General features: G+C 61.5%; 25 protein-coding genes. 14 read left to right on the top strand and 11 right to left on the bottom strand.

What is annotated here, in order from left to right; translation table 11 throughout:
- Window positions 1–10: 10 nt before the first annotated feature.
- Window positions 11–1,246, bottom strand: a complete 1,236-nt coding sequence (locus FHX10_RS05310) for an ABC transporter substrate-binding protein (protein ID WP_063475053.1) — start codon at window positions 1,244–1,246, stop codon at window positions 11–13.
- 453 nt (window positions 1,247–1,699) lie between these two features.
- On the opposite strand from FHX10_RS05310, the gene FHX10_RS05305 reads away from it, so the two are divergent.
- Window positions 1,700–2,743: a LacI family transcriptional regulator gene (locus FHX10_RS05305; RefSeq protein WP_063475054.1), complete on the top strand. Its 1,044-nt coding sequence runs from the start codon at window positions 1,700–1,702 to the stop codon at window positions 2,741–2,743.
- A 96-nt stretch (window positions 2,744–2,839) separates the two neighbouring features.
- Here the strand turns inward: FHX10_RS05305 and FHX10_RS05300 are convergent, their stop codons facing one another.
- On the bottom strand, window positions 2,840–3,730 hold the full coding sequence (locus FHX10_RS05300; protein WP_063475055.1) for a LysR family transcriptional regulator: 891 nt from the start codon (window positions 3,728–3,730) through the stop codon (window positions 2,840–2,842).
- Window positions 3,731–3,905: 175 nt separating this feature from the next.
- Here FHX10_RS05300 and FHX10_RS05295 point away from each other — a divergent pair, with 175 nt between their 5' ends.
- The 3 genes from FHX10_RS05295 to FHX10_RS05285 are packed head-to-tail and all read left to right on the top strand — an operon-like array spanning window position 3,906 to window position 6,178.
- Window positions 3,906–4,520 carry a C39 family peptidase gene (locus FHX10_RS05295; RefSeq protein ID WP_063475056.1) on the top strand — a complete coding sequence of 205 codons (615 nt, stop codon included), beginning with the start codon at window positions 3,906–3,908 and terminating at the stop codon, window positions 4,518–4,520.
- A 33-nt stretch (window positions 4,521–4,553) separates the two neighbouring features.
- Entirely contained in the window at window positions 4,554–5,642 is a 1,089-nt protein-coding gene (locus FHX10_RS05290) for a D-alanine--D-alanine ligase family protein (protein ID WP_063475057.1), read from the top strand.
- Entirely contained in the window at window positions 5,639–6,178 is a 540-nt protein-coding gene (locus FHX10_RS05285) for an AAA family ATPase (protein WP_063475058.1), read from the top strand. Before FHX10_RS05290 ends, FHX10_RS05285 begins: the two co-directional genes overlap by 4 nt.
- Before the next feature lie 18 nt (window positions 6,179–6,196).
- On the opposite strand, the gene FHX10_RS05280 is transcribed toward FHX10_RS05285, so the two are convergent.
- The 6 genes from FHX10_RS05280 to FHX10_RS05255 form a co-directional block, all read right to left on the bottom strand.
- Complete coding sequence (locus FHX10_RS05280; RefSeq protein ID WP_063475059.1) at window positions 6,197–6,814, bottom strand: class I SAM-dependent methyltransferase; 618 nt, start codon at window positions 6,812–6,814, stop codon at window positions 6,197–6,199.
- A gap of 100 nt (window positions 6,815–6,914) precedes the next feature.
- Window positions 6,915–7,424 (bottom strand): GNAT family N-acetyltransferase, encoded by a 510-nt coding sequence (locus FHX10_RS05275; protein WP_047610252.1) that lies wholly within the window; start codon window positions 7,422–7,424, stop codon window positions 6,915–6,917.
- Window positions 7,425–7,480: 56 nt separating this feature from the next.
- Window positions 7,481–7,975, bottom strand: a complete 495-nt coding sequence (locus FHX10_RS05270) for a GNAT family N-acetyltransferase (RefSeq protein ID WP_063475060.1) — start codon at window positions 7,973–7,975, stop codon at window positions 7,481–7,483.
- Window positions 7,976–8,664: 689 nt separating this feature from the next.
- Complete coding sequence (gene dctA / locus FHX10_RS05265) at window positions 8,665–9,984, bottom strand: C4-dicarboxylate transporter DctA (protein ID WP_063475206.1); 1,320 nt, start codon at window positions 9,982–9,984, stop codon at window positions 8,665–8,667.
- Between the two features lie 80 nt (window positions 9,985–10,064).
- Window positions 10,065–11,120: a 4-oxalomesaconate tautomerase gene (locus FHX10_RS05260; RefSeq protein ID WP_184389122.1), complete on the bottom strand. Its 1,056-nt coding sequence runs from the start codon at window positions 11,118–11,120 to the stop codon at window positions 10,065–10,067.
- Entirely contained in the window at window positions 11,113–11,784 is a 672-nt protein-coding gene (locus FHX10_RS05255) for a 4-carboxy-4-hydroxy-2-oxoadipate aldolase/oxaloacetate decarboxylase (RefSeq protein ID WP_063475062.1), read from the bottom strand. The genes FHX10_RS05260 and FHX10_RS05255 overlap by 8 nt, the downstream gene beginning before the upstream one ends.
- A gap of 105 nt (window positions 11,785–11,889) precedes the next feature.
- On the opposite strand from FHX10_RS05255, the gene FHX10_RS05250 reads away from it, so the two are divergent.
- From FHX10_RS05250 to FHX10_RS05220, 7 genes are all read left to right on the top strand, one after another.
- On the top strand, window positions 11,890–13,140 hold the full coding sequence (locus FHX10_RS05250) for a LysR family transcriptional regulator (RefSeq protein WP_063475063.1): 1,251 nt from the start codon (window positions 11,890–11,892) through the stop codon (window positions 13,138–13,140).
- 28 nt (window positions 13,141–13,168) lie between these two features.
- Window positions 13,169–14,059, top strand: coding sequence for an NAD(P)-dependent oxidoreductase (locus FHX10_RS05245; protein WP_063475064.1), 891 nt, complete (start codon window positions 13,169–13,171; stop codon window positions 14,057–14,059).
- Window positions 14,056–15,078 carry an amidohydrolase family protein gene (locus tag FHX10_RS05240; RefSeq protein ID WP_063475065.1) on the top strand — a complete coding sequence of 341 codons (1,023 nt, stop codon included), beginning with the start codon at window positions 14,056–14,058 and terminating at the stop codon, window positions 15,076–15,078. The genes FHX10_RS05245 and FHX10_RS05240 overlap by 4 nt, the downstream gene beginning before the upstream one ends.
- Window positions 15,078–15,965 (top strand): amidohydrolase family protein, encoded by an 888-nt coding sequence (locus FHX10_RS05235; protein WP_063475066.1) that lies wholly within the window; start codon window positions 15,078–15,080, stop codon window positions 15,963–15,965. The genes FHX10_RS05240 and FHX10_RS05235 overlap by 1 nt, the downstream gene beginning before the upstream one ends.
- Window positions 15,966–16,120: 155 nt before the next feature.
- The gene (locus FHX10_RS05230; protein ID WP_373289111.1) at window positions 16,121–17,113 is read left to right on the top strand and encodes a tripartite tricarboxylate transporter substrate binding protein; all 993 of its coding nucleotides are present in this window, start codon (window positions 16,121–16,123) and stop codon (window positions 17,111–17,113) included.
- 302 nt (window positions 17,114–17,415) lie between these two features.
- Window positions 17,416–17,877: a tripartite tricarboxylate transporter TctB family protein gene (locus FHX10_RS05225; RefSeq protein WP_063475067.1), complete on the top strand. Its 462-nt coding sequence runs from the start codon at window positions 17,416–17,418 to the stop codon at window positions 17,875–17,877.
- 9 nt (window positions 17,878–17,886) lie between these two features.
- The gene (locus FHX10_RS05220) at window positions 17,887–19,392 is read left to right on the top strand and encodes a tripartite tricarboxylate transporter permease (protein WP_063475068.1); all 1,506 of its coding nucleotides are present in this window, start codon (window positions 17,887–17,889) and stop codon (window positions 19,390–19,392) included.
- 384 nt (window positions 19,393–19,776) lie between these two features.
- Here the strand turns inward: FHX10_RS05220 and gndA are convergent, their stop codons facing one another.
- Window positions 19,777–21,228 carry an NADP-dependent phosphogluconate dehydrogenase gene (gene gndA, locus FHX10_RS05215; protein ID WP_174824475.1) on the bottom strand — a complete coding sequence of 484 codons (1,452 nt, stop codon included), beginning with the start codon at window positions 21,226–21,228 and terminating at the stop codon, window positions 19,777–19,779.
- Between the two features lie 210 nt (window positions 21,229–21,438).
- Here gndA and FHX10_RS05210 point away from each other — a divergent pair, with 210 nt between their 5' ends.
- The 3 genes from FHX10_RS05210 (at window position 21,439) to FHX10_RS05200 (ending at window position 23,059) form a co-directional block, all read left to right on the top strand.
- Window positions 21,439–22,230: an AraC family transcriptional regulator gene (locus FHX10_RS05210; RefSeq protein WP_184389119.1), complete on the top strand. Its 792-nt coding sequence runs from the start codon at window positions 21,439–21,441 to the stop codon at window positions 22,228–22,230.
- A gap of 70 nt (window positions 22,231–22,300) precedes the next feature.
- Window positions 22,301–22,699: a polyketide cyclase gene (locus FHX10_RS05205; RefSeq protein WP_047610263.1), complete on the top strand. Its 399-nt coding sequence runs from the start codon at window positions 22,301–22,303 to the stop codon at window positions 22,697–22,699.
- A complete protein-coding gene (locus FHX10_RS05200; RefSeq protein WP_047610265.1) occupies window positions 22,700–23,059 on the top strand; it encodes a VOC family protein in 360 nt (119 codons plus the stop codon).
- A 45-nt stretch (window positions 23,060–23,104) separates the two neighbouring features.
- On the opposite strand, the gene FHX10_RS05195 is transcribed toward FHX10_RS05200, so the two are convergent.
- Window positions 23,105–23,821: a PAS domain-containing protein gene (locus tag FHX10_RS05195; protein WP_063475070.1), complete on the bottom strand. Its 717-nt coding sequence runs from the start codon at window positions 23,819–23,821 to the stop codon at window positions 23,105–23,107.
- Between the two features lie 245 nt (window positions 23,822–24,066).
- The gene (locus FHX10_RS05190) at window positions 24,067–25,002 is read right to left on the bottom strand and encodes a lipid A biosynthesis lauroyl acyltransferase (RefSeq protein WP_063475071.1); all 936 of its coding nucleotides are present in this window, start codon (window positions 25,000–25,002) and stop codon (window positions 24,067–24,069) included.
- Window positions 25,003–25,006 lie beyond the last annotated feature (4 nt).

Here is a 25,006-nt window from a genome sequence, read left to right as displayed (position 1 = left end):
AATTTGCTGATCAGTCAGCAGAAGCGATGATCCCGGCGAAACGCTTCTGAGCGTCTTCCGGCGTCATCGATGGGTTGGCGAAGAATTCGGAGAAGAGATCTTCCTTCTGCTTCTGGCTGTCTGCCGAAAGCAGCTGGTCGGTGCCTTGGATCACGTTGCCCTTGGCCAGGATGTCGAGACCCTTCTTCATGCAGTCGTTGGCGGCGGCGAGATCGACGTCGCCGCGAACCGGCAGCGAGCCCTTCTTCAGGTTGAAGGCAACCTGGGTCTTGGGATCGAGCAGGGTCTTGGCAAGCACGGCCTGCGCCTTGGACTTTTCCTCATCCTTCAGCAGCGGGAAGTAGAAGGCGTCGCCACCGGTCGAGATGATCTCGTTCACGCCGAGGCCCGGCAGGCAGGTATAGTCGGTACCGGCCTTCTGACCGGCGAGCGCGAATTCACCCTGCGCCCAGTCACCCATGATCTGGCCGCCGGCCTTGCCGGTGATGACGAGGTTGGTGGCCTGGTTCCAGTCCTGGACGTTGCTGCCTTTGGCCATGCGCCGTGCATCGTCTGCTGCCTTGAACACCTTGGCGATTTCAGGACCGGCGGCAACTTCCGCATCCTTGTCCTTGAAGACCTTGTTGAAGGTATCCTTGCCCGCGACCGCAACCATCAGCACGTCGAAGGCGCCGGTCGCCTGCCACGGCTGACCGCCGACGGCGAGCGGAATGATGCCGGCCTTTTCGAGCGCCGGAGCGGCGGCAACGAACTCGTCCCAGTTCTTCGGAACTTCGACGCCGGCCTTCTTGAAGGCGGCGTTCGAAAGCCACAACCACTGCCAGGAGTGGATGTTGACCGGAGCGCAGTAGATCTTGCCGTCGATGGTGCAGGAATCGAGCAGGCTCGACGGACGAACGATGTCCTTCCAGTGCTCGGCGGTCGCCACGTCGGTCAGATCGCGCATCAGACCGGCCTGAACGAGTTCCTCGGCCTGGCGGCCATGGTTGAACTGGGTGGCGCCCATCGGGTCGCCGCCGGTGATGCGGCTGATCATGATCGGACGGGCCGTGCCGCCGGAACCGGCGATAGCGCCGTCGACCCAGTGGTTGCCGGTCGCGTCGAATGCCTTGGCCAGTTCGGCGACGGCAGCGGATTCACCGCCCGAAGTCCACCAATGGGTGACTTCGAGATCGGTGGCGTTGGCGGCGCCGAACGGAAGCGCGACCGAAGCGGCAAGCAGGCTTGCCATAATACGGATTTTCATGAGTTCTCCTCCCTCACTGAAACGTTGCCGGAAAAACTTAGATCAATCGATTTCTCCACGCAACTGTCCGCCTGCAAATTTTTCTGCGAACATCCAAATTGCTACTTCTGCCTGTTTTCCACAGAACCGATGCATTCCATGGATCGATCTGTAGTAAAGCTTTCTCGCATATGCGTCGTTGATTTATATCATTGATAGATAACATTAAATTTTATAACACATTCTCGCCTCTCGCATTGCCTCCTTCGCAACTGCAGAAAAACAAGCCACAAACCATCGATTCAACCTATGGCTATAATGCTGCTGCGCACACAAGAAAAAGCACTCGACATTTCTACTGTATCGTTACAGATTGCATTCCTTAGGGAGGCGCGATTTTGGCAGGCGGCGGGCTTACGGCGCTGGAAAAAGCCTCTATAAGCGACACCAATTCGCGCGAGGCAGGCCTAAGGGATGGAAAACAAGGGAAATTTCGGGCAAACGGCATCGACGCCGGCAGCGCGTGAGCGCCCGACATTGAAGACGATCGCCTTCATGACCGGCCTTGGCGTGACCACGGTGTCGCGCGCGCTGAAAGATGCGCCTGACATTGGGGCGGAAACCAAGGAGCGGGTGCGCATGGTCGCCCGCCAGCTGGGCTACCAGCCGAACAGGGCGGGTGTGCGCCTGCGCACCGGCAAGACCAACGTCATCGCCCTTGTCCTCAGCATCGACGAGGAGATCATGGGCTTCTCGAGCCAGATGGTCTTCGGCATCTCCGAGGTACTGTCCGGCACGCCCTATCATATCGTCATCACGCCGCATTCCCATAGCAAGGACCCGATGCTGCCGGTGCGCTATATCCTCGATACCGGCTCGGCCGACGGGGTCATCATCTCGCGCATCGAGCCGGACGATCCGCGCGTCAGGCTGCTAAGCGAACGCGGCATGCCCTTTGCCACGCATGGGCGCACCGATGCAGGTCTCACGCACCCTTTCCACGATTTCGACAACGAGGCCTTCGCCCATCAGGCGGTGGAAAAGCTCGTCAAGCGCGGCCGGCGCCGCATCGCCCTGCTGCAGCCGCCGAGCAAGCTCACCTACTACGCCCATATCCGCATCGGCTTCCAGACCGGCCTGCACGATTACGGCGCCGAGGAAGTGCCGCTGCGCATCAACACCGACGCCCCGCTCGCCGACATCCGCGACGTCGTCGAAGTGATGATGCGCTCGGCCAATGCGCCGGACGGCATCGTCTGTTCGGCCGGCAGTGCAGCCATCGCCGTCAATGCCGGCATTGAAGCCGCTGGCAAGGCGCTCGGCCGCGACCTCGATATGGTCTCCAAGCAATCGGTGCCGATCCTCAACTGGATCCGCCCCGAGATCATCACCGCCCAGGAAGACGTGCGCCAAGCCGGCCGCGAAATGGCCAAAGCCGTCATCGCCCGCATCGACGGCGTCGAACCGGAGCTGCTGCAGAGCATCAGTCAGCCGACCTGGCCGGAGAGCGGGAGATAGGGGGCAGCGGATGGAGCGCGGCATCGTCCGACACTCGGCATCCTTGTACGCGTAAGCCAAAGGCCGGCGCCTCGAAAGACACCCCGCGACGCGGCGTCACGCGACGGCCCTCACCAACGCATCAAGCACCGCTGCAATCTTCGGATTGCGCCCCTCGCCGTGCCGCGTGATCGCATAGATGTTGCGGTAGACGGCTGGCGTCAGCGGCTTGACGGTCAGGCCTTCGGCGAAATCCCGAAGCGCCAGTCCGGGCATCACCGAAATCGAACAGCCGGCCTCGACAAGCGCGAAGACCACTTCGAAACTGTCGCTGAAGCCGTTGATAACAGGCTCGAAACCGATATCGCGGCAGGCCTGGCGGATGGCCATGGAATAGGCGCTGGAGGCGACGTCGTGCGCCCAATGGTCATCCCTCAACTGTCCGAGTTCGATGACGGGCTCGCTCTCCAGCCTGTGGCCGGCGGGCAGCAGCACGAAGAGCTGATCGCGGCACAGGAACAGCGTATCGAACGGGCCTTGCAAGGTATGGGGATCGAAGGATATGTCGTCGGCAACGACGATATCGGCCTGCCAGGATCTGAGTGCTGCAACCCCGTCGGCAGGTCCCATCGTCGTCATGACCATGCCAAGATGCGGGTGATCGTTTGCCAGTTGGCGCATCGCAGCCGGAATGAAGGAGGACGCCGCCGAGGGTTGAGCGGCGATCCTGAGATCCCCCGCGACGATATTCTGCAGCTCGGCAATATCGGTCTTGGCCTCCTCGACAACGGCGAATATCCGGTCGGCATGCACAACCAGCCGCCGGCCGGCCGGTGTCAGCGTCACCCCTCGCCCACGCCGCTCGACCAGCGCAATTCCGACTTCATCCTCCAACTGGGCGATCTGCTGGGAAACGGCCGAGGACGAAATGCCGAGCGCATCGGCAACCGCGGCCATCGTCTCACGGCGTGAGAGCTCGCGAAGCGTGCGCAATCGGAAAAAATCCAAATCCGGCTCCCTTCAATCGTATCAATCAGCCATATTTTCTAATCTATATACTTATTTTAATTAAGTAGACCTGCAGGAAAACGCATCCTACCCTCGGATTCGGAGGCGGGCATCGGCTCGAAAAAGCCAAGATTGCCAGCCATCTCATGAGGTGAATCACGGGGATATCGACAGGATGCAGCAGAGTGGCGTGCCCTATTTCAGCCAATGGGAAACACCCGGCATGACGCTGCCGGTGCTTGCCGAGGGACCACAGGCCCTGCTCGGCGACCCGCTCTGGCATCAATCGGGGGCCGCGACGATCGAGGAATATGCGCGCTGGGCAGTCAATGTCTGCGGCATGGCATGCCTGAAGATGATTCTTGCCGCGCGCGGCGAGATCCACCCGACCCTCGAGCTTGCTCGCGCCTGCACTCGCCACGGCGGTTATGTCGTCGACGAGATCGATGCCTCGATCAAGGGGCTGATCTACGCGCCCTTCGTTCGATTCGTCGCCGAACACTTCGGGCTTGGCGCGGAGACGGTGACCGGCGTCGAGACATCGGCCCTTCCGGAGCTTCTGTCGAAGCGGCGCTTTTTCATCGCATCGGTGAACTCGGGCATCCGCTGGCCGGAACGCGAGCCACCGTCGAAGGGCGGGCATCTGGTGCTGGTAACGGCGGCCTCGCAAGAGGTAATCCGCTTCCACAACCCGTCCGGCCACGACGCGGCGAGCCAGGCTGATGTCACGCTGCCGCCTGCCGTCTTCGATCGCTTCTTCGCCAAGCGCGGCATTTCGGTCAGCGCCTGACCTTTTCAACACCAGATCGTTTCGGAGGCTTTCATGACCCCTTCCCCAAACCGGCTGCGCATTGCCGTGCTCTTCGGCGGCCGCTCGGCCGAGCACGAGGTCTCCGTGCTCTCGGCAACCAATGTCATGGGAGCGCTCAAGCCCGAGAAATACGACGCCGTGCCCATCTTCATCACCCGCGATGGACAATGGCTGCTGAGCAGTTTTGAGGGCGACACGCTGGCGACACCTTCGTCAGGAACGGAAATCTGCCTCGTGCCGGGCGGACGGGGCCGGATGCTGGCAATGCCGGCCCATGGCGCGCCGCATGAGTTGGCAAGGATCGATATCCTGTTTCCGGTGCTGCACGGCCCGCATGGCGAAGACGGCTCAGTCCAGGGCGTAGCGGAGGTGGCCCGCGTTCCGCTCGTCGGCTGCGGCATCCTCGGCTCCGCCGCGGCGCTCGACAAGGACATCGCCAAACGTCTGCTGAGGGCCGCGGGCCTGCCGGTGGCGCGCGCGGTGACGATCCATGAGGGCGCAGCACCATCGCTGGCAGCCCTCGAAGGCGAGCTCGGCCTGCCGCTCTTCATCAAGCCGGCGCGGCAAGGATCGTCGGTCGGCGTCGCCAAGGTCCATGCCAGCCAGGAATTCGCGCCCGCCCTTGCCGAAGGCTTCCGTCATGATCGTACGCTGCTTGCCGAAGAATTCGTGCGCGGCCGCGAGATCGAATTCAGCGTGCTGGAGGATACGGCAGGAGAACTCTTCGTCTCACGGCCGGGAGAGATCGTGCCGGCGGAAAGCCACGGCTTTTACAGTTATGATGCCAAATATATCGACGAGAAGGGCGCGGCGCTGAAAGTCCCGGCCGAGCTGCCGCAAGAGGTCGAGGCGGCCATGCGCGACGTGGCCGCCCGAGCCTTCCGGGCCGTCGGCTGCGACGGCATGGCCCGCGTCGACTTCTTCCTGACGGATGACATGCGGTTCCTCGTCAATGAAATCAACACCATCCCCGGTTTCACTGATATCAGCATGTATTCCAAGGCGATGGCGGCAAGCGGCGTCGGCTATGCCGAGATCATCGACCGGCTGGTGGATCATGGACTGGCGCGCGCCGGCCGGACGACGACAGCCCGAACATGAACAGGTTGGTGTTGATTTCCGGATGTTCCGGCGGCGGAAAATCGACGCTGCTGGCGGAGCTTGGCCGTCGCGGTCATGCAATCGTCGAAGAGCCCGGGCGGCGGATCGTCAGGCAGGAGCTCGAGGAAAACGGTACAGCCCTGCCCTGGATCGACATGGCGGCCTTCGCCCGCCGCGCGATCGACACGGCAACGGCCGACCACGCGGCGGCGAGCGCACAGACCGGCTGGGTGTTTTTCGATCGTGGGCTGATCGATGCGGCGGCAGCGCTTCAGCACCTGACCGGCGAACCGGTCCTCAAAAAAATGAGCGCTGTTCACCGCTATAACAGCAGCGTTTTTCTGACCCCGCCATGGCCGGAAATCTATGTCAACGACCCCGAGCGGCGCCATGGCTTCGATGAGGCGGTCGCCGAATACGACAGGCTCGCCGCGATCTATCCGATGCTTGGCTACGAGGTCGTCATGTTGCCGAAAGTCGCCGTCGCCGACCGCGCTGATTTCGTCCTCGACCGCTTGTCCCGGGAAACGAAGTAGCGGCCTCCCGCCGGCATCTCAACGCCTGCGCAGGACACACCACTGGAAAGACTGCCGGCCGCCGCCGGGCGTCGTATGCTCTTCGCGCCAGTCGCGCTCCAGCGTGAAGGTGTGCGAGAATTCTGCCGCCAGCGCGGCCGCATCGTAACGCTGGACCGGCAAGCCGCTGCATCGTTCGGGCCCGTCCGGCGCGAAGGTCGCGATGATCACGATACTGTCCGGCGCCGTGCCGGTTTCGAGCGCGCGTCGATAGGCCAGCCGCTGCTCGGGCTCGCTCAGGAAGTGAAAGACGGCGCGGTCATGCCACACATCGTAATGGCGGTCGGGTTGCCATGCCGTCACGTCGGCAACCACCCAGGCGATCCGGGCGGCTTTATCCTGCAGCCGCACCTTGGCGACTTCGAGCGCCGGGGCGGCGATGTCGAGAACGGTGAGATCAGACCAGCCGCGCTCAATAAGACGGTCGACAAGATTTGATGCGCCGCCGCCCACATCGATCAGCGAGGCCGTGACCGGCAGTTGCAGCTCGTCAAGCGCCTGCAAGGAAGGCCCGGGCGTCGACTGATACCAGCTGACACTGTCGGCAGATTTCGTGCGGTAGACCTCGTCCCAGTGTTCCCGTTTCGCGCTTGTCATCCGATATCCCCATCTCTTGCGGAGCTCGACATCCTAACTGATCGACATGTAGGGACTGAGACGTCGGCAACCAGTCGCAGTGCGCCTCAATGTTCTCCGTTCAGGGCGCCAAGTGACGATAGACCAGATCCTTAGGGTCATCCCGGGGTGCTGTGAGATCGAGGCGCGCGCCCAGCCGCTCCGCAACGGCAGCGGAAGCAGCATTGCCGGGAGCGATATAACTGACGAGCGACAGTAGCTTGAGTGCCGCAAAGGCCCAGTCGCGCAGCGCCGAGGCTGCTTCGGTGGCATAGCCCTTGCCCTCATATTCCTCATAGACGAACCAGCCGAGTTCCTTCTCGGGAAAGAGCGGTCCGTGATTGATCCCCACCTGACCGATGCATTCGCCGGTTTCGCCAAGCTCGATCATCAGCGCTCCATGCCCGAAAAGCTGCCACAGGGCGACGTCGTGACAGAACATCCCCCAGGCCGCCCGCAGACCGAACGGCCCGCCCATTCCAACCGATCGCGGCGACGCCATCAGCTGCGCATAGGCGGCGAAATCGTCGATCTCGGGCATGCGGAGCCTAAGACGCTCGGTTCGAATAGTCAGCGCGCCCGTTTCGGACATGTCGTCGCCTTCTCTGTCAGATTGGCTTTGGAGCTTTGGCCGTTGAACGGACTATTCTAGCCTTCAAATGCCGGGGCGAATTGCAACGTACCGCCTGGCGGGGATCCGCGAAAAACAATTCGCTGCACGAGCCGCGTATCGAGGTCGAGATATTTCAGTTGCCCATCGCTGCTGAAACCGACACGGCTATAGATGTCGGGATTGCCGATCAACGCGCATCCGCTGGCACCCATCGCGTTCAGCAGTTCGAGCCCCTTGGTAATCAGCGCCATGCCGATGCCCTGCCGTTGCCGCTCCGGCTTCACCGATATCGGCCCGAGACCGAACCAACCGCCATGCGCGCCGTCAATCGTCACCGGTGAAAAGGCGACATGCCCTAGAATCTCGCCACCCTCTTCGACGACCAACGATATCGTCAGATCGCCCGCCGCGCGAAGTCTCCGGATGATCTCTGCTTCCGTACCGTTGCTGTATGGCATCGGCTTGAATGCGGTCGAGGTCAGATCGTGGATCGCGTCGAAATCATCAGGCGCTTCGTATCGGATCAGCATCTCTGTCATTTTCCCCCAGCGCTATTCAAGGTTGGCATCGATTAAACACCACTCCGCGAGATCGATGGCATTATTCTTCGTAGAGGCGCAACTCCTGCCCTGGGTCGACATGGCGGCCTTCGTTAGTGGCGAAAGTATCCATTCCTTCATGACAAAAACCGCGCTCAGTTGCGCCGAGGTCGGCGGCAGGTGTGGTACCGGACGCCAGCATTGAAGGCTCGGAGAAGCCAAGACTGCGATGCCCCCGAGAAAAGTGGCTGCCGCCGAGAACCTGTGCGACGGCAGCCGAGGTGCCCCGGGAGGAGGCTGGGAGTTCGAAATCTCGTCTTCAACATTCGCATGTTATGGTTTCAAGTCGGATCGCCGTCGGTATGGCACTGAGGCCGAGGGGTTCCTCCTCGAATTCCGTTGTCACGTCGGCGGTTGTGGAATTGCAGCACGCCTACTCTTTCCGGTGCTGCTAGCTGTACACGAGAGCCGAAAGCCTCAATAGCGGATGACTCTCATTTGCTGCACCGCGCTTGCTGCGACGTCGAATGGACGAACACTTTAACATGGAGCATTGAAACGCCGGTCGCGAGATTCGCCTAAACCGTGAAAATTCATGAGGGCGTTCCCTACGGATGAATTCTCACGATCTCTCGAAACGCAGTCGGCCGTGCGTCTTCTTATATCACCCTGTTGATGGCTCAAGCCACCACGATACCCTGCTCGGCGCGGACGCGTGCATTGCCAATCGTCTCAGCCAGCATCTTCTCGTCGAGCTGGCCTTCCCACTTTGCGACCACGACGGTGGCAAGCGCATTACCGATCAGATTAACAAAAGTCAGTCCCTCGGCGAGGATGCGGTGAATTCCGAGGATCAGCGCGATGCTGGCGACCGGGATGGTTCCGGTGGTATTCAGGGTTGCCGCCAGCACAACGAACGCCGCTCCGGCGATGCCCGCCGCTCCCTTCGAGGTGAGCAGCAGCACCGCGATCAGGCCGAGTTCATGCCAGAAGGTCAGATGTGTGTTCGTCGCCTGTGCCAGGAAGACCGCAACGGTGGTCAGATAGAGGCATGTGCCGTCGAGATTGAACGAATAGCCGGCCGGGATGACGAAGCCCACCACGCTTTCCTCACAGCCGGCCTTGCGCATCTTCTGGATGAGGCGCGGCAGCACCGTTTCAGTCGACGTGGTCGCAGCGACGATCACGATTTCATCCCAGAGATAGCCTAGCAGCCGCCACAGACTGACACCGCACCAATGGGCGACGCTGCCGAGGACGATTGTTGTGAACAATGCGCAGACGACGAAGAACTCGATGATCAACTCGCCCAGCGACCAGAGCGAGGCGGTGCCGAACTGACCGACGGTAAAGGCAATTGCGCCGAAGGCGCCGAGCGGCGCGAAGTACATGATATAGCCAATGATCTTGAAGAACCCTTGCGAGGCGCTTTCGATCACCTGGAACACTGGGCGTCCGCGCTCTCCGATGGCGGCGACGGCGATACCGAACAGGACAGAGATAAAGAGCACCTGCAAAACGTGTCCTTCCGTCAGTGCACTGGCGAAGGTGTCCGGGATGATGTCGAGGAAATAGCCGGAAATGGACTGGTCGTGCGCAGTCGCAAGATAGGTCTTGATCGATGCGGTATCGATTGCGGCAGCGTCGATGTTCATGCCCTCGCCCGGACGCCACAGATCGACTGCGATCAGTCCGAAGATCAGCGCCAAGATCGTGATCGCCTCGAAATAGATGAGGGATTTCAGCGCGACGCGCCCGACGCTCTTCATGTCGTTCATGCCGGCGATACCATGCACAACGGTGACGAAGATGATCGGCCCGATCATCATGCGGATCATTTTGATGAAGGCATCGCCGAACGGTTTCATTGCCACCGCTGCGGCGGGTGCGAAGTGTCCAAGCAGAATGCCGATCAAGGTTCCTGCCAGCACCTGAAACCATAGCTGGCCCAAGATGCCGAACCGACTTGCTGGTCTTTTCGTCTCTCCTGAATACGTCATCGTCTTGCTCACTCCCATATACGTCATGTCCATTCCCTCCCAAAAAACGTCACGCTTCCAATGACCTGTTGCCCGGCTGCTCAGCCAAACAAAGTGCCGTCGAACAGTTTCCGGGCAGTACGCAGCATGCCCGCTCCTTTGATCACGCCCTGACCGTTCATCTCGATGACGCAGCCGGTCATGCCGCTCGGATGCTCGACTTCGAGCATCTTGGATTCTCCGTCGGGGATCGCGGCCAACACCTGTGCCGGCGAGCCGTTTATAAGGCAGGCAGTGGCGACGCTGACCGCGCCAAGCACGCCGATGGACGCATGGCAGCGATGCGGAATGAAGGAGCGGACACTGATCGCTCCACCGGTCCTCGGGGCGGAGAGCAGCATCATCTTGGGGACTGATTGTTCGGCGACATCGCCCAGGTTCATCAACGGCCCGGCCTTGAGACGGATCGCCTCGATCCGCGCTTTCAGTTCGGCATTGGCATCAAGCGTCGCCCGATCCTCATAGCCGGTGATCCCGACATCGCTGGCCCGCAAGATCACACAGGGCATGCCGTTGTCGATCAGTGTCGTCTCGACACCTTCGATCACGTCCACCGGGTTGCCCGTGGGAAGCAGAGCGCCGCAGCTCGACCCGGCGATGTCTGCAAAGGCGAGCGGGATTGGAGCCGCCGTTCCCGGAACACCGTCGATCCGCGTGTCGCCCTCGTAGGTAACCTCACCGCCCGGCGTCGACACCGTCGCGATGGCCATCTTGCCGGTATTGACCATGAAGATCGCGACCGGGGTCTCGCCGTTCTTCGCCGCGACCAGCCCGCGCTCGATCGCAAACGGACCGACGCCGGCCAGCATGTTGCCGCAGTTCTGCGCATCGCTGACGATTGCCTGATCGACGAAGACCTGCAGAAACAGATAATCGACGTCCACGCCCTCCCGTGAGGAGCGGGAGACCACAGCGACCTTGGAAGCCAGCGGATCGGCTCCGCCCATGCCGTCGATCTGGCGTGGATCGGGAGAGCCGAAGGCACGCAGCAAGAAGGTATCCCGCTTGGCGATGTCGGCGGGAAGGTCATCGGCAAAGAAGAAACCGCCCTTTGACGTTCCGCCCCGCATCCACATGGCGCGCACGGCTTTAGACATAACGCAGCCCCTTGTCCGTCAGGCGCTCGCGCATGGCGTAAATATCAAGACCGAGTTCACCCTTTGCCAGCCGTTCGCGCTTCTCGGCTTCCTTGGCTTCGCGCGCCTGCGACTGTTCGAGGACGTCTGCGGCATCCGCGCGGCGGACGACGCAGACGCCGTCATCGTCGGCAATAATGACATCGCCAGCCTGGACCAATTCTCCAGCACAGACAATCGGCACGTTGACAGATCCGAGTGTCTCCTTGACGGTTCCCTGTGCAGAGATTGCCTTTGACCAGACCGGGAATCCCATGGCGGTGAGATCGCGCACGTCGCGCACGCCGGCATCAATGATTAGGCCGCGGCACCCTCGGGCCATCGCCGATGTGGCGAGCAGATCACCGAAATAACCGTCCTCGCAGGGTGAGGTAGGGGCGACCACCAGGATATCGCCATCTTTCAATTGTTCAATGGCAACGTGCATCATCCAATTGTCTCCGGGCGGCACGGAGACGGTGACCGCGGAACCGGCGATACGGGCACCGGCGTAGATCGGCCGCAAGCGGCTGCCTAGCAATCCAATGCGTCCTTGCGCCTCGTGGACCGTGGCAACACCGGCCTTTGCCAAGCCGTCAATGACGGCGGTATCGGCGCGATCGATTTGCGTGATAACTGCGGGCATGTTTGATCCTCAATCCATATTCTATTGCATCTATGGAAGGGGAATTTTGGCCGGCAAAGCAAACTGGATTTGCGCACGCCCCATAAGCTATGCTGAAGTGTGGCCATGATTATGCACAGAGAACTCAACCTGCGGCACCTCGAAGCCGTTGCCGTTGCCGGACGACTGGGAAGCATCAGCAGCGCGTCCCAGGTTATGAACCTGTCGCAACCGGCGCTAACCCAGGCCGTCGCCAAAGTGGAGGCCCAACTTGGCCATCTGCTGTTCGACCGCCAACCAAGCGGTGTGATTGCCACCGAGGCGGGGCGATTGATAACAGCCCGCATTGAACGCGCGCTTGCCTACGTGGCGCGCGGCGGGCAAAGCGTGCGACGCGGCGCCCGCTTGCCGCCGCTACCCCATATCGAACGGCGCATCACCTTTGGACAGTTGCGGGCGCTGATCGCGGTCGACAAGGCGGGCAGTTTTGCACTTGCCTCCAAACGAACAGGCCTCTCGGAACCCGCTTTGCACCGGGCGAGCCGCGATCTGGAGCAGTTGCTGGGCGTGCCGCTTCTCACCCGCCAGGGACGTACCGTTCAGCCGACCCCGGCGGCCGTTCTGTTGCTGCGTTTCGCGCACTTGGCACAATCGGAGCTGAATTCCGGCTTCGACGAACTGGATGCACTTCGGTCAGAAGGCGCCGGACGTGTCACCGTCGGCACCATGCCACTGGCGCGTGCAATCCTGCTGCCACAGACATTGGCCCGATTTGCCCGCACCTATCCGGTGGCATCGGTCAACGTCATCGAAGGCCCCTATACGGAATTGCTGGCGAGACTGCGTGAAGGCGAGATGGATCTCCTAATCGGGGCAATGCGCGACCCACCGCCGGTAAAGGATATCGCTCAGGAGCCCTTGTTCATCGATGACCCGGTGATCGTCGGTCGTGCGGGCCATCCCCTGCTGGCGGAGCCGGGATTTCCCTTCTCACGGCTATTGGATTTTCCGTGGGTCATTGCCACGACGGGCGCCCCGGTGCGCCATAGGTGGGAAGAAATGTTCACGGATCAGGGGCTGGAGCCGCCCCGGCTGCGGATCGAATGCGGTTCTGTTCTGGTGGTCCGCGGACTGATGCTGGAGGACGACTGGCTGACGCTGATGTCGCGCGACCAGTTCCTGTTCGAGCGACGGGCTGGGCTGCTCCACGAGATCGCTGGCACAGGGCCGTCATTGCGTCGCCAAATCGGCCTTACGACACGCGATGACTGGCGCCCGACGCAGCTTCAGACGGCTTTCATGGACACTTTCCGTGCCGTGTGTGCGGACTGGACTTCAGGAAAAGCAATGGAGCGTCAACCGTTCCGATATGCCTGATCGGCCTATTGTCCATTAGAACGGGGGCATGAACAAACACCAGACAGTCGCATTCATCGGTTTCGGCGAGGCCGCACAGGCCTTCTGCGAAGGTTGGGGCGACACACCATCTTTTGGCTTGCGCGCTTACGACATCAAGACGGATGACGTGTCTTCCGCTGGCGCCAAGCGCGACGATTACCGCCGCTTCGGCGTGGTGGGTTGCGAAGCCACCAGCGCCGCCGTTGACGGAGCGGATGCAGTCATCAGCGTTGTGACCGCCGATCAGGCGCTTGCTGCCGCAAGGGACGTGGCAAGGTGGATTTCGCCCGGCACGTTCTTCTTTGATTGCAACAGCGTCGCACCGGCCACCAAGCAGGCTGCAGCAGATGTAATTTCGACGGCCGGTGGACGCTATGTGGATGTCGCGGTCATGGCACCTGTCCGCCCGGCATTGCTCGCCGTCCCCTTGCTGCTATCCGGTCCGTTTGCCGAAGAGGGCGAGAGGTTGCTCGCAGCGCTCGGCTTTAAGGGGCGGGTTATCGATGGCGGGGTCGGCGTAGCGAGCGCAATCAAGATGATCCGCTCCATCATGATCAAGGGGATCGAGGCTTTGACCGCCGAGTGCCTGCTGTCGGCACGCGCAGCAGGCGTCGAAGAGGAGGTTCTCGCGTCACTCGATGCCAGCTTCCCCGGCTGGCCCTGGCGTACCCGCGCCGACTACAATCTCGACCGCATGCTTGTGCACGGACTTCGCCGCGCTGCCGAAATGCGCGAGTCCGCCGTTACAGCTGCCGATTTAGGCCTGGCGGGAACGATGGCGAGCGCCACCGCGGACTGGCAGCAACGGCTCGGCGCCCTTCATCTTTCCCCTCTGCCCGATGGCTTCACCGCCAAGGCCGACGCCATCCTTGCTGCCACAGGAACCTCGAAGCCATGATTATCGACTGCCACGGCCATTATACCACCGCTCCCGCGCCCCATGGCGAATGGCGAGCGCGCCAGGAGGCTGCCATCAAATCGGGAGGCGATATCGATCCTGCCTATCCGGACATTTCCGACGACGAGATCCGTGAGACGATCGAGGCGAACCAGTTGCGCCTGCTGCGTGAGCGCGGCGCCGATATGACCATCTTCTCGCCTCGCGCCTCGGCCATGGCGCCGCATATCGGCGGCGAGGCGGTGGCGAAGGTCTGGGCGCGCCGCTCGAATGACTTGATAAAACGCGTGGTCGATCTTTATCCAGAGAGCTTTGCCGGTGTCTGCCAGCTACCACAAACGCCGGGCATCTCGATTGCCACCGCCATCGACGAACTGGAGCGCTGCGTGAGCGAGCTCGGCTTCATCGGCTGCAATCTCAACCCCGATCCCTCCGGCGGCAAGTTCGATTCGCCGCCGCTGACGGACCGGGCCTGGTACCCCTTCTTCGAGAAGATGGTGGAACTCGATGTTCCGGCGATGATCCACGTTTCGGGCAGCTGCAATTGCGCGATGCACGCGACCGGTGCCTACTACATTGCCGCCGACACCATCGCCTTCATGCAGCTCATCGAGGGCGACCTGTTCCGCGACTTTCCGACACTGCGTTTCATCATCCCGCATGGCGGCGGTGCAGTCCCCTATCACTGGGGCCGTTATCGCGGCCTCTCCGACATGCTGAAACGCCCTCCCCTCAGCGAGCATGTGATGAAGAACGTCTATTTCGATACCTGCGTCTACCACCAGCCCGGCATCGACCTGTTGTTTGAGGTGATCGACGTGGAGAATATCCTGTTCGGTTCGGAAATGGTCGGTGCCGTGCGCGGGATCGATCCGCAGACCGGCCACTATTTCGACGACACCAAGCGCTATGTCGATGCGCTGCAGATTCCGGACGAAGACAAGCGAAAAGTCTTCGAGCTCAACGCCCGCCGCGTCTATCCGCGTCTCGATGCACAGCTCAACGCAAGGGGGCTGTAATGGCCGATTTCCGGATGGATGCCGACTGGCTCTGCTACGATCCCGCGCCCAGCAAGCCGACCTATGCACCGCCTCCGGGCGCTGTGGACGCCCATTGCCACGTCTTCGGCCCCGGTGATGTCTTTCCCTATGCATCCGAGCGGAAATACACGCCGTGCGATGCCGGCAAGGAGCAATTGTCCGCGCTGCGCGACTTTCTCGGCTTCGAACGCAATGTCATCGTCCAGGCGACCTGTCACGGCGCTGACAACCGCGCACTGGTTGACGCGCTGCGGGCGGCCGGCGATCGTGCCCGCGGCATCGCGACAGTGCGCGATACGGTGACGGACGAGGAACTCACGGACCTGCATGACGCCGGCGTGCGCGGCGTCCGCTTCAACTTCGTGCGCCGCCTCGTCGATCCCAAGCCCGACGCCTATTACCGCACGATCATCGAGCGCATCGCGCCGCTCGGCTGGCAGGTGGTGATCTACTTCGAAGCGGCCGATCTGGAGGAGCGTTGGGATTTCTTCACCTCGCTGCCGACAACCGTGGTGGTCGATCATATGGGCCGGCCCGACGTTGCGAAACCGGTCGACGGTCCGGAGTTCGGTAGGTTTATCCGGCTCATGACCGAGCACGAGAATGTGGTCAGCAAGGTGAGTTGCCCGGAACGGCTATCGCGATCGGGTCCGCCGAACTACGACGATGTCATCCCCTTCGCGCGCACACTGGTCGAGCGCTTCCCCGACCGCGTTCTGTGGGGCACCGACTGGCCGCACCCCAACATGACGAACCATATGCCTGACGACGGAGCACTGGTGGACATCATTCCACGCATCGCGCCGACCGAAGAGCTTCGGCAAAAGCTGCTCGTGGACAATCCGATGCGGCTCTACTGGCGATAGCCGGACATCGTGGATCGCTGGGCGACGCATCTCGAACACGAGGAAAACATCAATCCAGACGCACTGGGCATTCATGCCTTGGCTGTGCGTGCTCGCCTTGCATGACTGACATCGATCAAGAGGAGGAGACTATGAACATACAACACCAACGGAATATGCTATCGCGGCGGATGCCAACATTGATGAAATCACTGATCCCCGCGTGCCTTCTGACACTTGCGATGACAGGGGCCGCCGCGGCGCAGGAGGACGACTATCCGACCCGCGAGATCAGTCTCGTCATTCCCTTCGGTCCCGGCGGAATTGCCGACATTACCGCGCGCATCGTCGGCGATTCGCTTGGCAAAAAGCTCGGGAAACAGATCGTTATCATGAACCAGCCAGGTGCCGGCGGATCAGTCGCCGCTCGGGTTGCGCTGAATGGTGAACCCGACGGATATACGCTGGCATTGCTTTCAAACGGCACCGCAATCAGTGTCCCGCTGTTCAAGAACCTGCAGTTCGACCCCGTCGCCGATTTCGTGCCGGTATCCAGCCTAGCTTACTTCGACTTTGTATTCGTCACCAAGGCAGATAGTAAATTCAAATCCCTCAAGGATATTCTCGAAGCTGCCCGCGCCAATCCAGCCGCGCTCAACGTCGGGACGATCAATGTGGGGAGCAGCCAGAACCTTGCGGCCGAACTCTTCAAGTCGACCGCCGGAGTCGATTTTACCATCGTCCCTTATAAGGGTACGCCGGATCTTCAGGTTGCCCTGCTCGGTGGGGAACTCGACATGATCATCGACAGCCAGACCGCGCTGAAGGCTGCCCTCCAGCAAAACCAGGCGGTTGCGATTGCATCCTCTGGCCCTACCCGCTCGATCCTCCTGCCGGATGTGGCGACGGCCGAGGAAGAAGGTGTGAAGGGGTTCGACGTCACGTCCTGGAACGGCATTTTCGCGCCCGCTGGCACGCCGCAGGCCGTAGTGGACAAGCTCAACGCAACGCTCGTCGAGGTGCTTGCCGATCCCGACGTGAAGAAGCGGTTTGCCGAGCTCGGCGTCGAAGCCCGTTCCAGCACGCCACAGGAGATCGGAGATCGTCTAAAAGCGGATATCGAGAAGTGGTCAAAAGTCATCGAGGATTCGGGCATCGTGCGGCAATAGGCGGCAACACAGCGACACCGATGTTCGGCCTATTTGCCAATGCCTTAGAACAGGGATGAACCGGCCATCCGGCCAAACTGGTTTGACGTCCGCCGAGGGCCTCACCTTTCCGAGTTGAGATTCGACCAGGACGCCGGATGCTCCATTCGCCTTCCATTTTGCATCCTTCTCCCTTCTCTGAGGGGGGAAGCTTTCGGAACGGCCCGCGATAACAAGTATCGGCGGCGATCGAATGTATCCCGTTCCTATTATCAGGGAAGCGGAGAATATTGATCGCACCGCCTTCAATTTTCGGAGCTATCATGAAATCCGTTTCCTTCGATTCCACGAACGCCACCTGCGGAGCGATCTTCGTCGCGCTCGGGGTATTCTTCGCCTATCAGTCCTTCAATCTTGACCTCGGCACGGCGTTCCGCATGGGTCCGGGCTATTTTCCGTTGGTCCTGGCGATCATCCTGACGCTCCTGGGGACCATTATCGTGATCCAGTCGGCACGGGTCGAGGGTGAGCCGATCGGGCCGATTGCCTGGCGAGGCCTGCTGTTCATCCTGCCGGCGCCGATCTTCTTCGGTCTCACCGTTCGTGGGCTCGGTTTCGTTGTGGCGTTATTCTTCGCCGCGTTGATCGCCTCCTTTGCCTCGCAGAAGATGCGCCCGCCCATGGCGGTGGCTCTGTCGTTCGGCATCACCGTCTTCTCCGTCGCCGTGTTCAGCTATGGGCTCGGCCTGCCGTTCGAGCGCTTCGGCCCCTGGGTCCGGTTCTAGGAGGCGATGATGGATCTTTTCAGCAATCTCGCGCTCGGTTTTGCGACAGCCGGCACTCCGGAAAATCTGCTCTTCTGCCTGATCGGCGTGCTGCTCGGCACGTTGATCGGCGTGCTGCCCGGCATCGGCGCCACGGCGACGATCGCCATGCTCTTGCCGATCACCTTCCAGCTCGAGCCGGTCTCCTCGCTGATCATGCTCGCCGGCATCTATTACGGCGCGCAGTACGGCGGTTCGACGACGGCGATCCTCATCAACATGCCGGGCGAATCCTCGTCTGCGGTGACCGCAATCGACGGCTACCAGATGGCGCGCAAAGGCCGGGCCGGCGTAGCGCTCGCGATCGCAGCCCTGGGTTCGTTCTTTGCCGGCACGGTCTCGACCTTCCTCGTCGCAATCTTCGCACCGCCGCTGACCGCGATTGCCCTCCAGTTCGGCGCGGCGGAATATTTCTCGCTGATGATCGTCGGCCTCGTCTCCTCGATCGCGCTGGCGCACGGCTCGATCGTCAAGGCGCTGGCGATGGTGGCGCTCGGGCTGCTGCTCGGCCTCGTCGGCACCGACATCTATACCGGCACGCCGCGCTTCACACTCGGCATCCGCGAATATGCCGACGGGCTGAACTTCGTCGCTGTCGCCGTCGGTGTCTTCGGCGTGGCGGAAATCTTGCGCAATCTCGAGGGCGAGAAGACCCGCACGGTGCTGATGGCAAAGGTCAGCGGCCTGTTGCCTACACGACAGGACTTCAAGGAGATGATGTGGCCGGTCATTCGCGGCACCGGCATCGGCTCGGCGCTCGGCATCCTGCCGGGCGGCGGCGCAATCCTGGCGGCTTTCGCCTCCTATACCGTCGAGAAGCGCTTGTCGAAAACGCCAGAAGAATTCGGCCACGGTGCGATTGCCGGCGTCGCCGGTCCGGAATCGGCCAACAATGCCGGCGCGCAGACCTCGTTCATCCCGCTTTTGACGCTGGGTATCCCAGCCAATCCTGTGATGGCGTTGATGGTCGGCGCAATGATCATTCAGGGCATCGTTCCCGGTCCGAACGTCGCCGTGGAGCAGCCGGCACTGTTCTGGGGCATCATCGCCTCAATGTGGATCGGCAACTTAATGCTGGTGGTGCTCAACCTGCCCCTGATCGGGCTCTGGGTGAAACTACTCACCATCCCCTACTATGTGCTCTTCCCGATCATCATGGCCTTCTGCGCAATTGGGGTCTACAGCGTCAACTCCAATGTCTACGATCTCTACGCGGTCGCCTTCTTCGGCCTTGCCGGTTACGCGCTGGTCAAGCTGCGTTGCGAGCCGGCGCCGCTTCTGCTCGGATTCGTGCTCGGGCCGTTGCTGGAGGAAAACCTGCGACGGGCGATGATCTTGTCGCGCGGCGATCCGACGACCTTCGTCACCAGGCCGATCAGCGCCATCCTGCTGTTGCTCGCATTAGCCGTTCTCGTCGTCGTTTTCCTACCGAGCATCAAGGCGAAGCGCGAGGCAGTGTTCCAGGAAGAGGATTGAGAACACTGTCAACTCCCCCAGCGCTATTCAAGGTTGGCATCGATTAAGCACCACTCGGCGACATCGATGGCATCATTCTTCGTAAAGGCGCAGCTCCTGCCCACCGGACATGATCCTGAGGATATAGACGGTTTCACCCTCAACGGTGAAAGCAATGCTCAGGCTTCGTTCGAAGCCGACGATCCTCAGGCCATCCCGAATCTCGCTCCGAACCGTTCCTCGCTTTGGAAAGCTTTTGCACCCTTATCCCACAGAGCACGATTAAATCCTACACTTTCCGAAAGTCCGCCATTTGGCATCCTGCAAAATGGAGCAGCGCGACACACCTCACGAAAAAGCCCGGCGCGACGGCCGGGCTTCTTCTCGATCTCTACTCGGCAGACCTTAGAAGGTTGCCGCACCACTGCCCCATGGGCCGTGGTGGAAATCCTTGCCATCGAGGCGGTCGAAGCCGTGGGCGCCGAAGAAGTCGCGCTGGGCCTGGATGAGGTTCGCCGTTCCCCTGCCCTGGCGGTAAGCATCGAAATAGGTGAGCGCCGAGGTTAGCGCCGGCACCGGCAGGCCGGCGGAAATCGCAGCCGCAACGACGCGGCGAAGCGCCGGGATCGATTCCTTGACCATGTCCGAGAAGGCGGGCGTTACGATGAGGTTGGCGGCATCAGGCGCCTTGGTGAAGGCCGAGGTGATCTCGTCGAGGAACTGCGAGCGGATGATGCAGCCGGCGCGCCAAATACGGGCGATCGTCGGCATCGGCAGCGACCAGTTGAACTCGCGCGAGGCTTCCGCCATCACCGCGAAGCCCTGCGCATAGGCGCCGATCTTGGCGGCAAACAGCGCCAGTTCCAGATCCTTGTTGAGCTCGGGGCCGTAGGCGATCGGGAAGGATACGGCCTGCGTGCCGAAGATCTTTTCGGCGGCTTCGCGCTGCGATTTCATCGAGGAGAGACTGCGGGCGGCGACCGCGGCTTCGATCGCCGTTGCCGGAATGCCCATGTTCTGCGCCTCGATCGCCGACCACTTGCCGGTGCCCTTCTGGCCGGCCTTGTCGAGGATCATGTCGACCATCGGCCCGCCGGAGACGGGGTCGTTGGCGGCAAGCACCTTTTCGGAGATCTCGATCAGGTAGGAGTTCAGCCGGCCCTTGTTCCATTCGCCGAAGATGCCGGAAATATCGGAGGCGCTCTTGCCGAGGCCGTCGCGCAGGATGCCGTAGATTTCAGCGATCATCTGCATGTCGGCATATTCGATGCCGTTATGGATGGTCTTGACGAAATGGCCGGCGCCGTCATTGCCGAGCCAGGCGACGCAGGGCTCGTCATTGTAGCGGGCGGCGATCGAGGTCAGCACCTTCTCGACACGCTTCCAGGATTCCTCAGTGCCGCCGACCATGATCGACGGGCCGTGACGCGCACCTTCTTCACCGCCTGATACACCCATGCCGATGAAGGTGAGATCGGTATCCTTAAGGCGGTCGAAGCGGGCGACGGTGTCGCGGAAATTGGCGTTGCCGGCATCGATCATGATGTCGCCCTTGGAAAGATGCGGGCGCAGCGCTTCCATCTGCTGGTCGACGGCATCACCCGCCTTGATCATGATGATGATCGGGCGCGGCGGCCGGATCGCCTCGACGAATTCTTCGATGGTCTTGCAGGGAATGATCTGCTTCTTCAGATCGCCGGCGCTCTCGTAGAATTCGTCGGTTTTCTCCGGCGTGCGGTTGAAGACCGCGATTTTATTGCCTTTCTCCGCGATGTTGAGCGCCAGGTTGGAGCCCATGACCGCAAGGCCGATCAGTCCGATTTCTGCCTTTTCCACGACAAACCTCCGATGTGTCATTTGGACCGGTGTTGTGGCACTGTCTCAGCCAAACGGCAAGTCTCGCAAGGGTCTAATCGGTTCGCAAAAGCCAATGAAATGAAGCTTGCACTGCTGACTTGTCCGACAACCCCAGACGGCGGCCGGCCGATCGGCAAGCGACGAGTTTTCGCGCGGCCTGCCCGTAATGCCCTATCTCATGTTATCATCATTGCCTCGGGAGATATCGCATTGGCATCAGGAAGACGAAAAGATACGGCTCTCCTGGCGGCCCGCGCCGGCCGCTACCGCGAACATGCCTCGCCGCCGGCGCTGCGGCGCCATTTCAGCCGCCTCTGGTTGCATACGCTCCATGACGGACCGCCGGCAATGGTGGCAATCGTGCCGGACGGCTATTGCGACCTTCTCTGGATCGACGGCCGGCTGATCGTCGCCGGCCCCGACAGGACGGCAGCCTTTCCCATCATCCGGCCGGGCGCAACCGTCATCGGCGCACGTTTTGCACCGGGCGCCGCGACACCCTGGCTGAGGACACCGCTCTCGGCCCTGATCGGCTGCTCGGTGCCCCTGAGTGACATTGGCCGGGAGGACACGGCCGAATTCGAGGCGCGGCTTGGGGATTGTCCCAATCCCTCGGCCGCTATGGCGCTCTTCAGCCGCCTGCTCGAAGAAGCCGCACGCCATGAGGAAGAACCCGCCCGGGACGCCGCCGTGATCTTCGCCGCCGCCGACAGCGCTCGCCCGGCATCCGGCCTGCTCGACCGGCTCGGCATGAGCGAAAGGCAGCTGCGCCGTCGCTGCCACCATCATTTCGGCTATGGCGCAAAGACACTGGAACGGATCCGCCGGTTCCAGCGTTTCCTCGACCTCTGCCGCAGGTCGGGCACGATGCCGCTTGCCCGCCTGGCGTTCGAAGCGGGCTTTGCCGACCAGCCCCACATGACGCGCGAGGTCGGCGAGCTTTCGACTCTGACGCCTGCCGTCATTCTCGACCAGTTCAGCATGCGCAAAAGAGCTGACTGACCGTTTTGTTCAAGACGCTGCCGGCTGGTTTGTTATTCTGACGAAACCAAATGCCAAGGACCTGCAAGCCATGTCGACAATGCCCGCGAAAATCATCCACCTGTCGATCGAGCGCGACTGGCGCGACGTCTACGATTTTGCCGGCAAGCCGGAGAACATGCCGCTCTGGGCCTCCGGCCTTGCGACCGGTTTCGAGCCCGACGGCGCCGACTGGATCGCCCACGGTCCTCTCGGCACGGTCAAGGTGAGCTTCGTTCCCGCCAATGAATTCGGCGTGATCGACCATACGGTGACGATCGAATCCGGTCTCAGGGTCTATAATGCCCTGCGCATCGTGCCGAACGGCGATGGCTGCGAGGTCATGTTCACGATGCTGCGCCTGCCCGGCATGACCGACGCGCAGTTTTCCGCCGATGCCGCCCATGTCGAGAAGGATCTCGCCATGCTGAAAGCCCTGATGGAGAGATAGATGGCCGATAAAGCAGAAAACCACGACCGCCGTATCGATTATGTCGAATTCAACGTCGCCGACATCGCCGCCGCCAAAGCCTTTTACGGCTCGGCCTTCGGCTGGCGTTTCACCGACTACGGCCCGAACTACTGCGAATTCGACGATGGCCGGCTGAAGGGCGGCTTCACCGATTTCGGCCCCGTGCGGCCCGGCGGCCCGCTTGTTGTCGTCTATGCCAAGGACCTGGAAGAAGTGCTGACCTCAGTGGAAAGAGCCGGCGGCACGATCTGCCGGCCGATCACCGATTTTCCCGGCGGCCGCCGCTTCCACTTCCTCGACCGCGACGGTTACGAACTCGCCGTCTGGGCGACTGCCTGACGGTAACTTGATTGGTCAGGGCGCGCCTGAATCAGCCGGCCGGGGTCAGGCAGCCTGCCGCCGCCGATCGTGATCTTCCATGACGATCAGCGCACCGATGACAGTACCGCCCGCATCGCGCAGCGGCGACATGCGACAGCGCACCTGCCGCGATCCGACACTGCCGGCCGGGCGCTCATAGGTATAGTCGATCTGGTCCCCGGCAAAACAGGCGTCGAGCTTGTGCTTGGCGCATTCGGCAAACCGCTCCTCACCGATGAATTCGGAAAGGTGGCGGCCAATGAGTTCCATCGGCTTTCTATCGAGATGGGCGCTGTTGGCCGGATTGGAATAGAGGTAGCGATAGTCTCTCGTCAGCACGGCCACGCGGTCCGGCAGGCTTTCCAAGATCGCGGCATTGAGGAACTGGCCGTTGTCGGTATCCGGCACATAGGCCGCCGGCGGTTCGATGCGCACATCCCGCGGCGAAGGCGTGCGCCAGTCCGGCCCATGCGCCCCGAAATAACGGTCGAGCAGGTAGGAAAGCACCGTCGTGTGCTCGGTGACGCTGGCGCTATCGTCGGCGTCCTGGCCGATCAGATGGGTCACAAACTGCAGTTGCATGTAGACTTCGAGCAGGTTCATCGCCTTGTGGGCGAGAATCGCTTCGACCAGCGGCTCGACATGGCGGTCGAGCGCCGTAACGCGCTGATCGTCGCCGAGACGAATGGCTTCCTCGATTTGAACGCAACGCAAGGAAAAGGCCCGAAAAAGCTCCAGCAAGACGCTCCAACTCCCATTGTCCCAAGAACGAGTCCGAAACCGGCTAAGGCTGCATCTCCCCAAAATGCGCCCTGCAGTAGACTTTATTCGCGTCTTGGTGGTGACGGGTAACATGAAGTGCCCTCAGTTTCAATCCGAGGGCACCTGCCGCTTTTCACCGCTGATAATTGAGGGTGGACCTTTTTGCAGCACGATGCCGAAAGTGTAAGCGTTTTTTAGACCGGCCCACCTAAAATCAATCTGTCTTAAGGCGCGAGCGTCTGCTTGATCTGCCAGCGGTCGTGATACCAGAGCCACTGTTCCGGGTATTCCCGTACCCAGCTTTCCACCTTGTCGTTGAGCAGCTGGGCGGCTGCCGGCAGGTCGAGATTGCCCTTGGCGTCGCGCGGCATGTCCAGCCGCGGCTCGATCTCCAGCCGGTAGCGATTTCCCGGCAGCCGGATGCAGCGCGCCGGATAGACCTCGCAGTCGAACTGGCGCACCAGCTTCGGCAGCAGCGGATTGGTCTTGACCTCGCGCCCGAAGAAGGTGCCTTTCAGCCCCTTACTGAATTTCTGGTCGACGAGCACGCCGACCCCCTGGCCTGCTTCCAGCTGGCGGGCGAGCGCAAAGGAGGAACCGGCATGCGAAGGCACCAGCTTGCCCATGCGCGCGCTCCTGAAGTCGAACACCTTCTTGGCGACATAGGGATTGTTCGGCGGCCGAAAAAGCACGGTCACGGTGAGCCCGAAGGCGGCCCCTGCTACCGGCAGCAGTTCGAAATTGGCGGTGTGGCCGGTAAAGACGATGAAGGGGCGTGGATTGTCACGCAGGTCGAGGAAGATCGGGACGCCAGACACCTCTACCCTGCCCGGCTCCGACTTTTCGGGATCGTAGTCGAACAGTTGGTCGAGGAAGACGTATTCGGCCGCCAGCCGGCCCATATTGCCCCAGCTGTCGAGCGCGATCTCCTCGATCTCGGCCTCGCTCTTCTCGGGGAAGGCGTTGCGAAGATTGGTCAGCATCAGCCTGTGGCGGCGGGTGCGCCGGCCGAGGCGGCGCATCATCCTGTCTGCGAAGCGGATCGCGCCATCGGCCGGAAACAGCTTCAGGAAATTCAGGAAGCCGAACATCACCTGCGCCACCAGCCATTGCTGGAAATTTCTGAGCGCCAGCACGATCCGGGTGATGAAGAGCTTCACGCGG

The organism is Rhizobium sp. BK591 (assembly GCF_014195045.1).
GTDB lineage: Bacteria > Pseudomonadota > Alphaproteobacteria > Rhizobiales > Rhizobiaceae > Rhizobium > Rhizobium anhuiense.
Note: the sequence above shows the minus strand (reverse complement) of the source record. Positions and strands in the feature narration are given on the sequence as shown.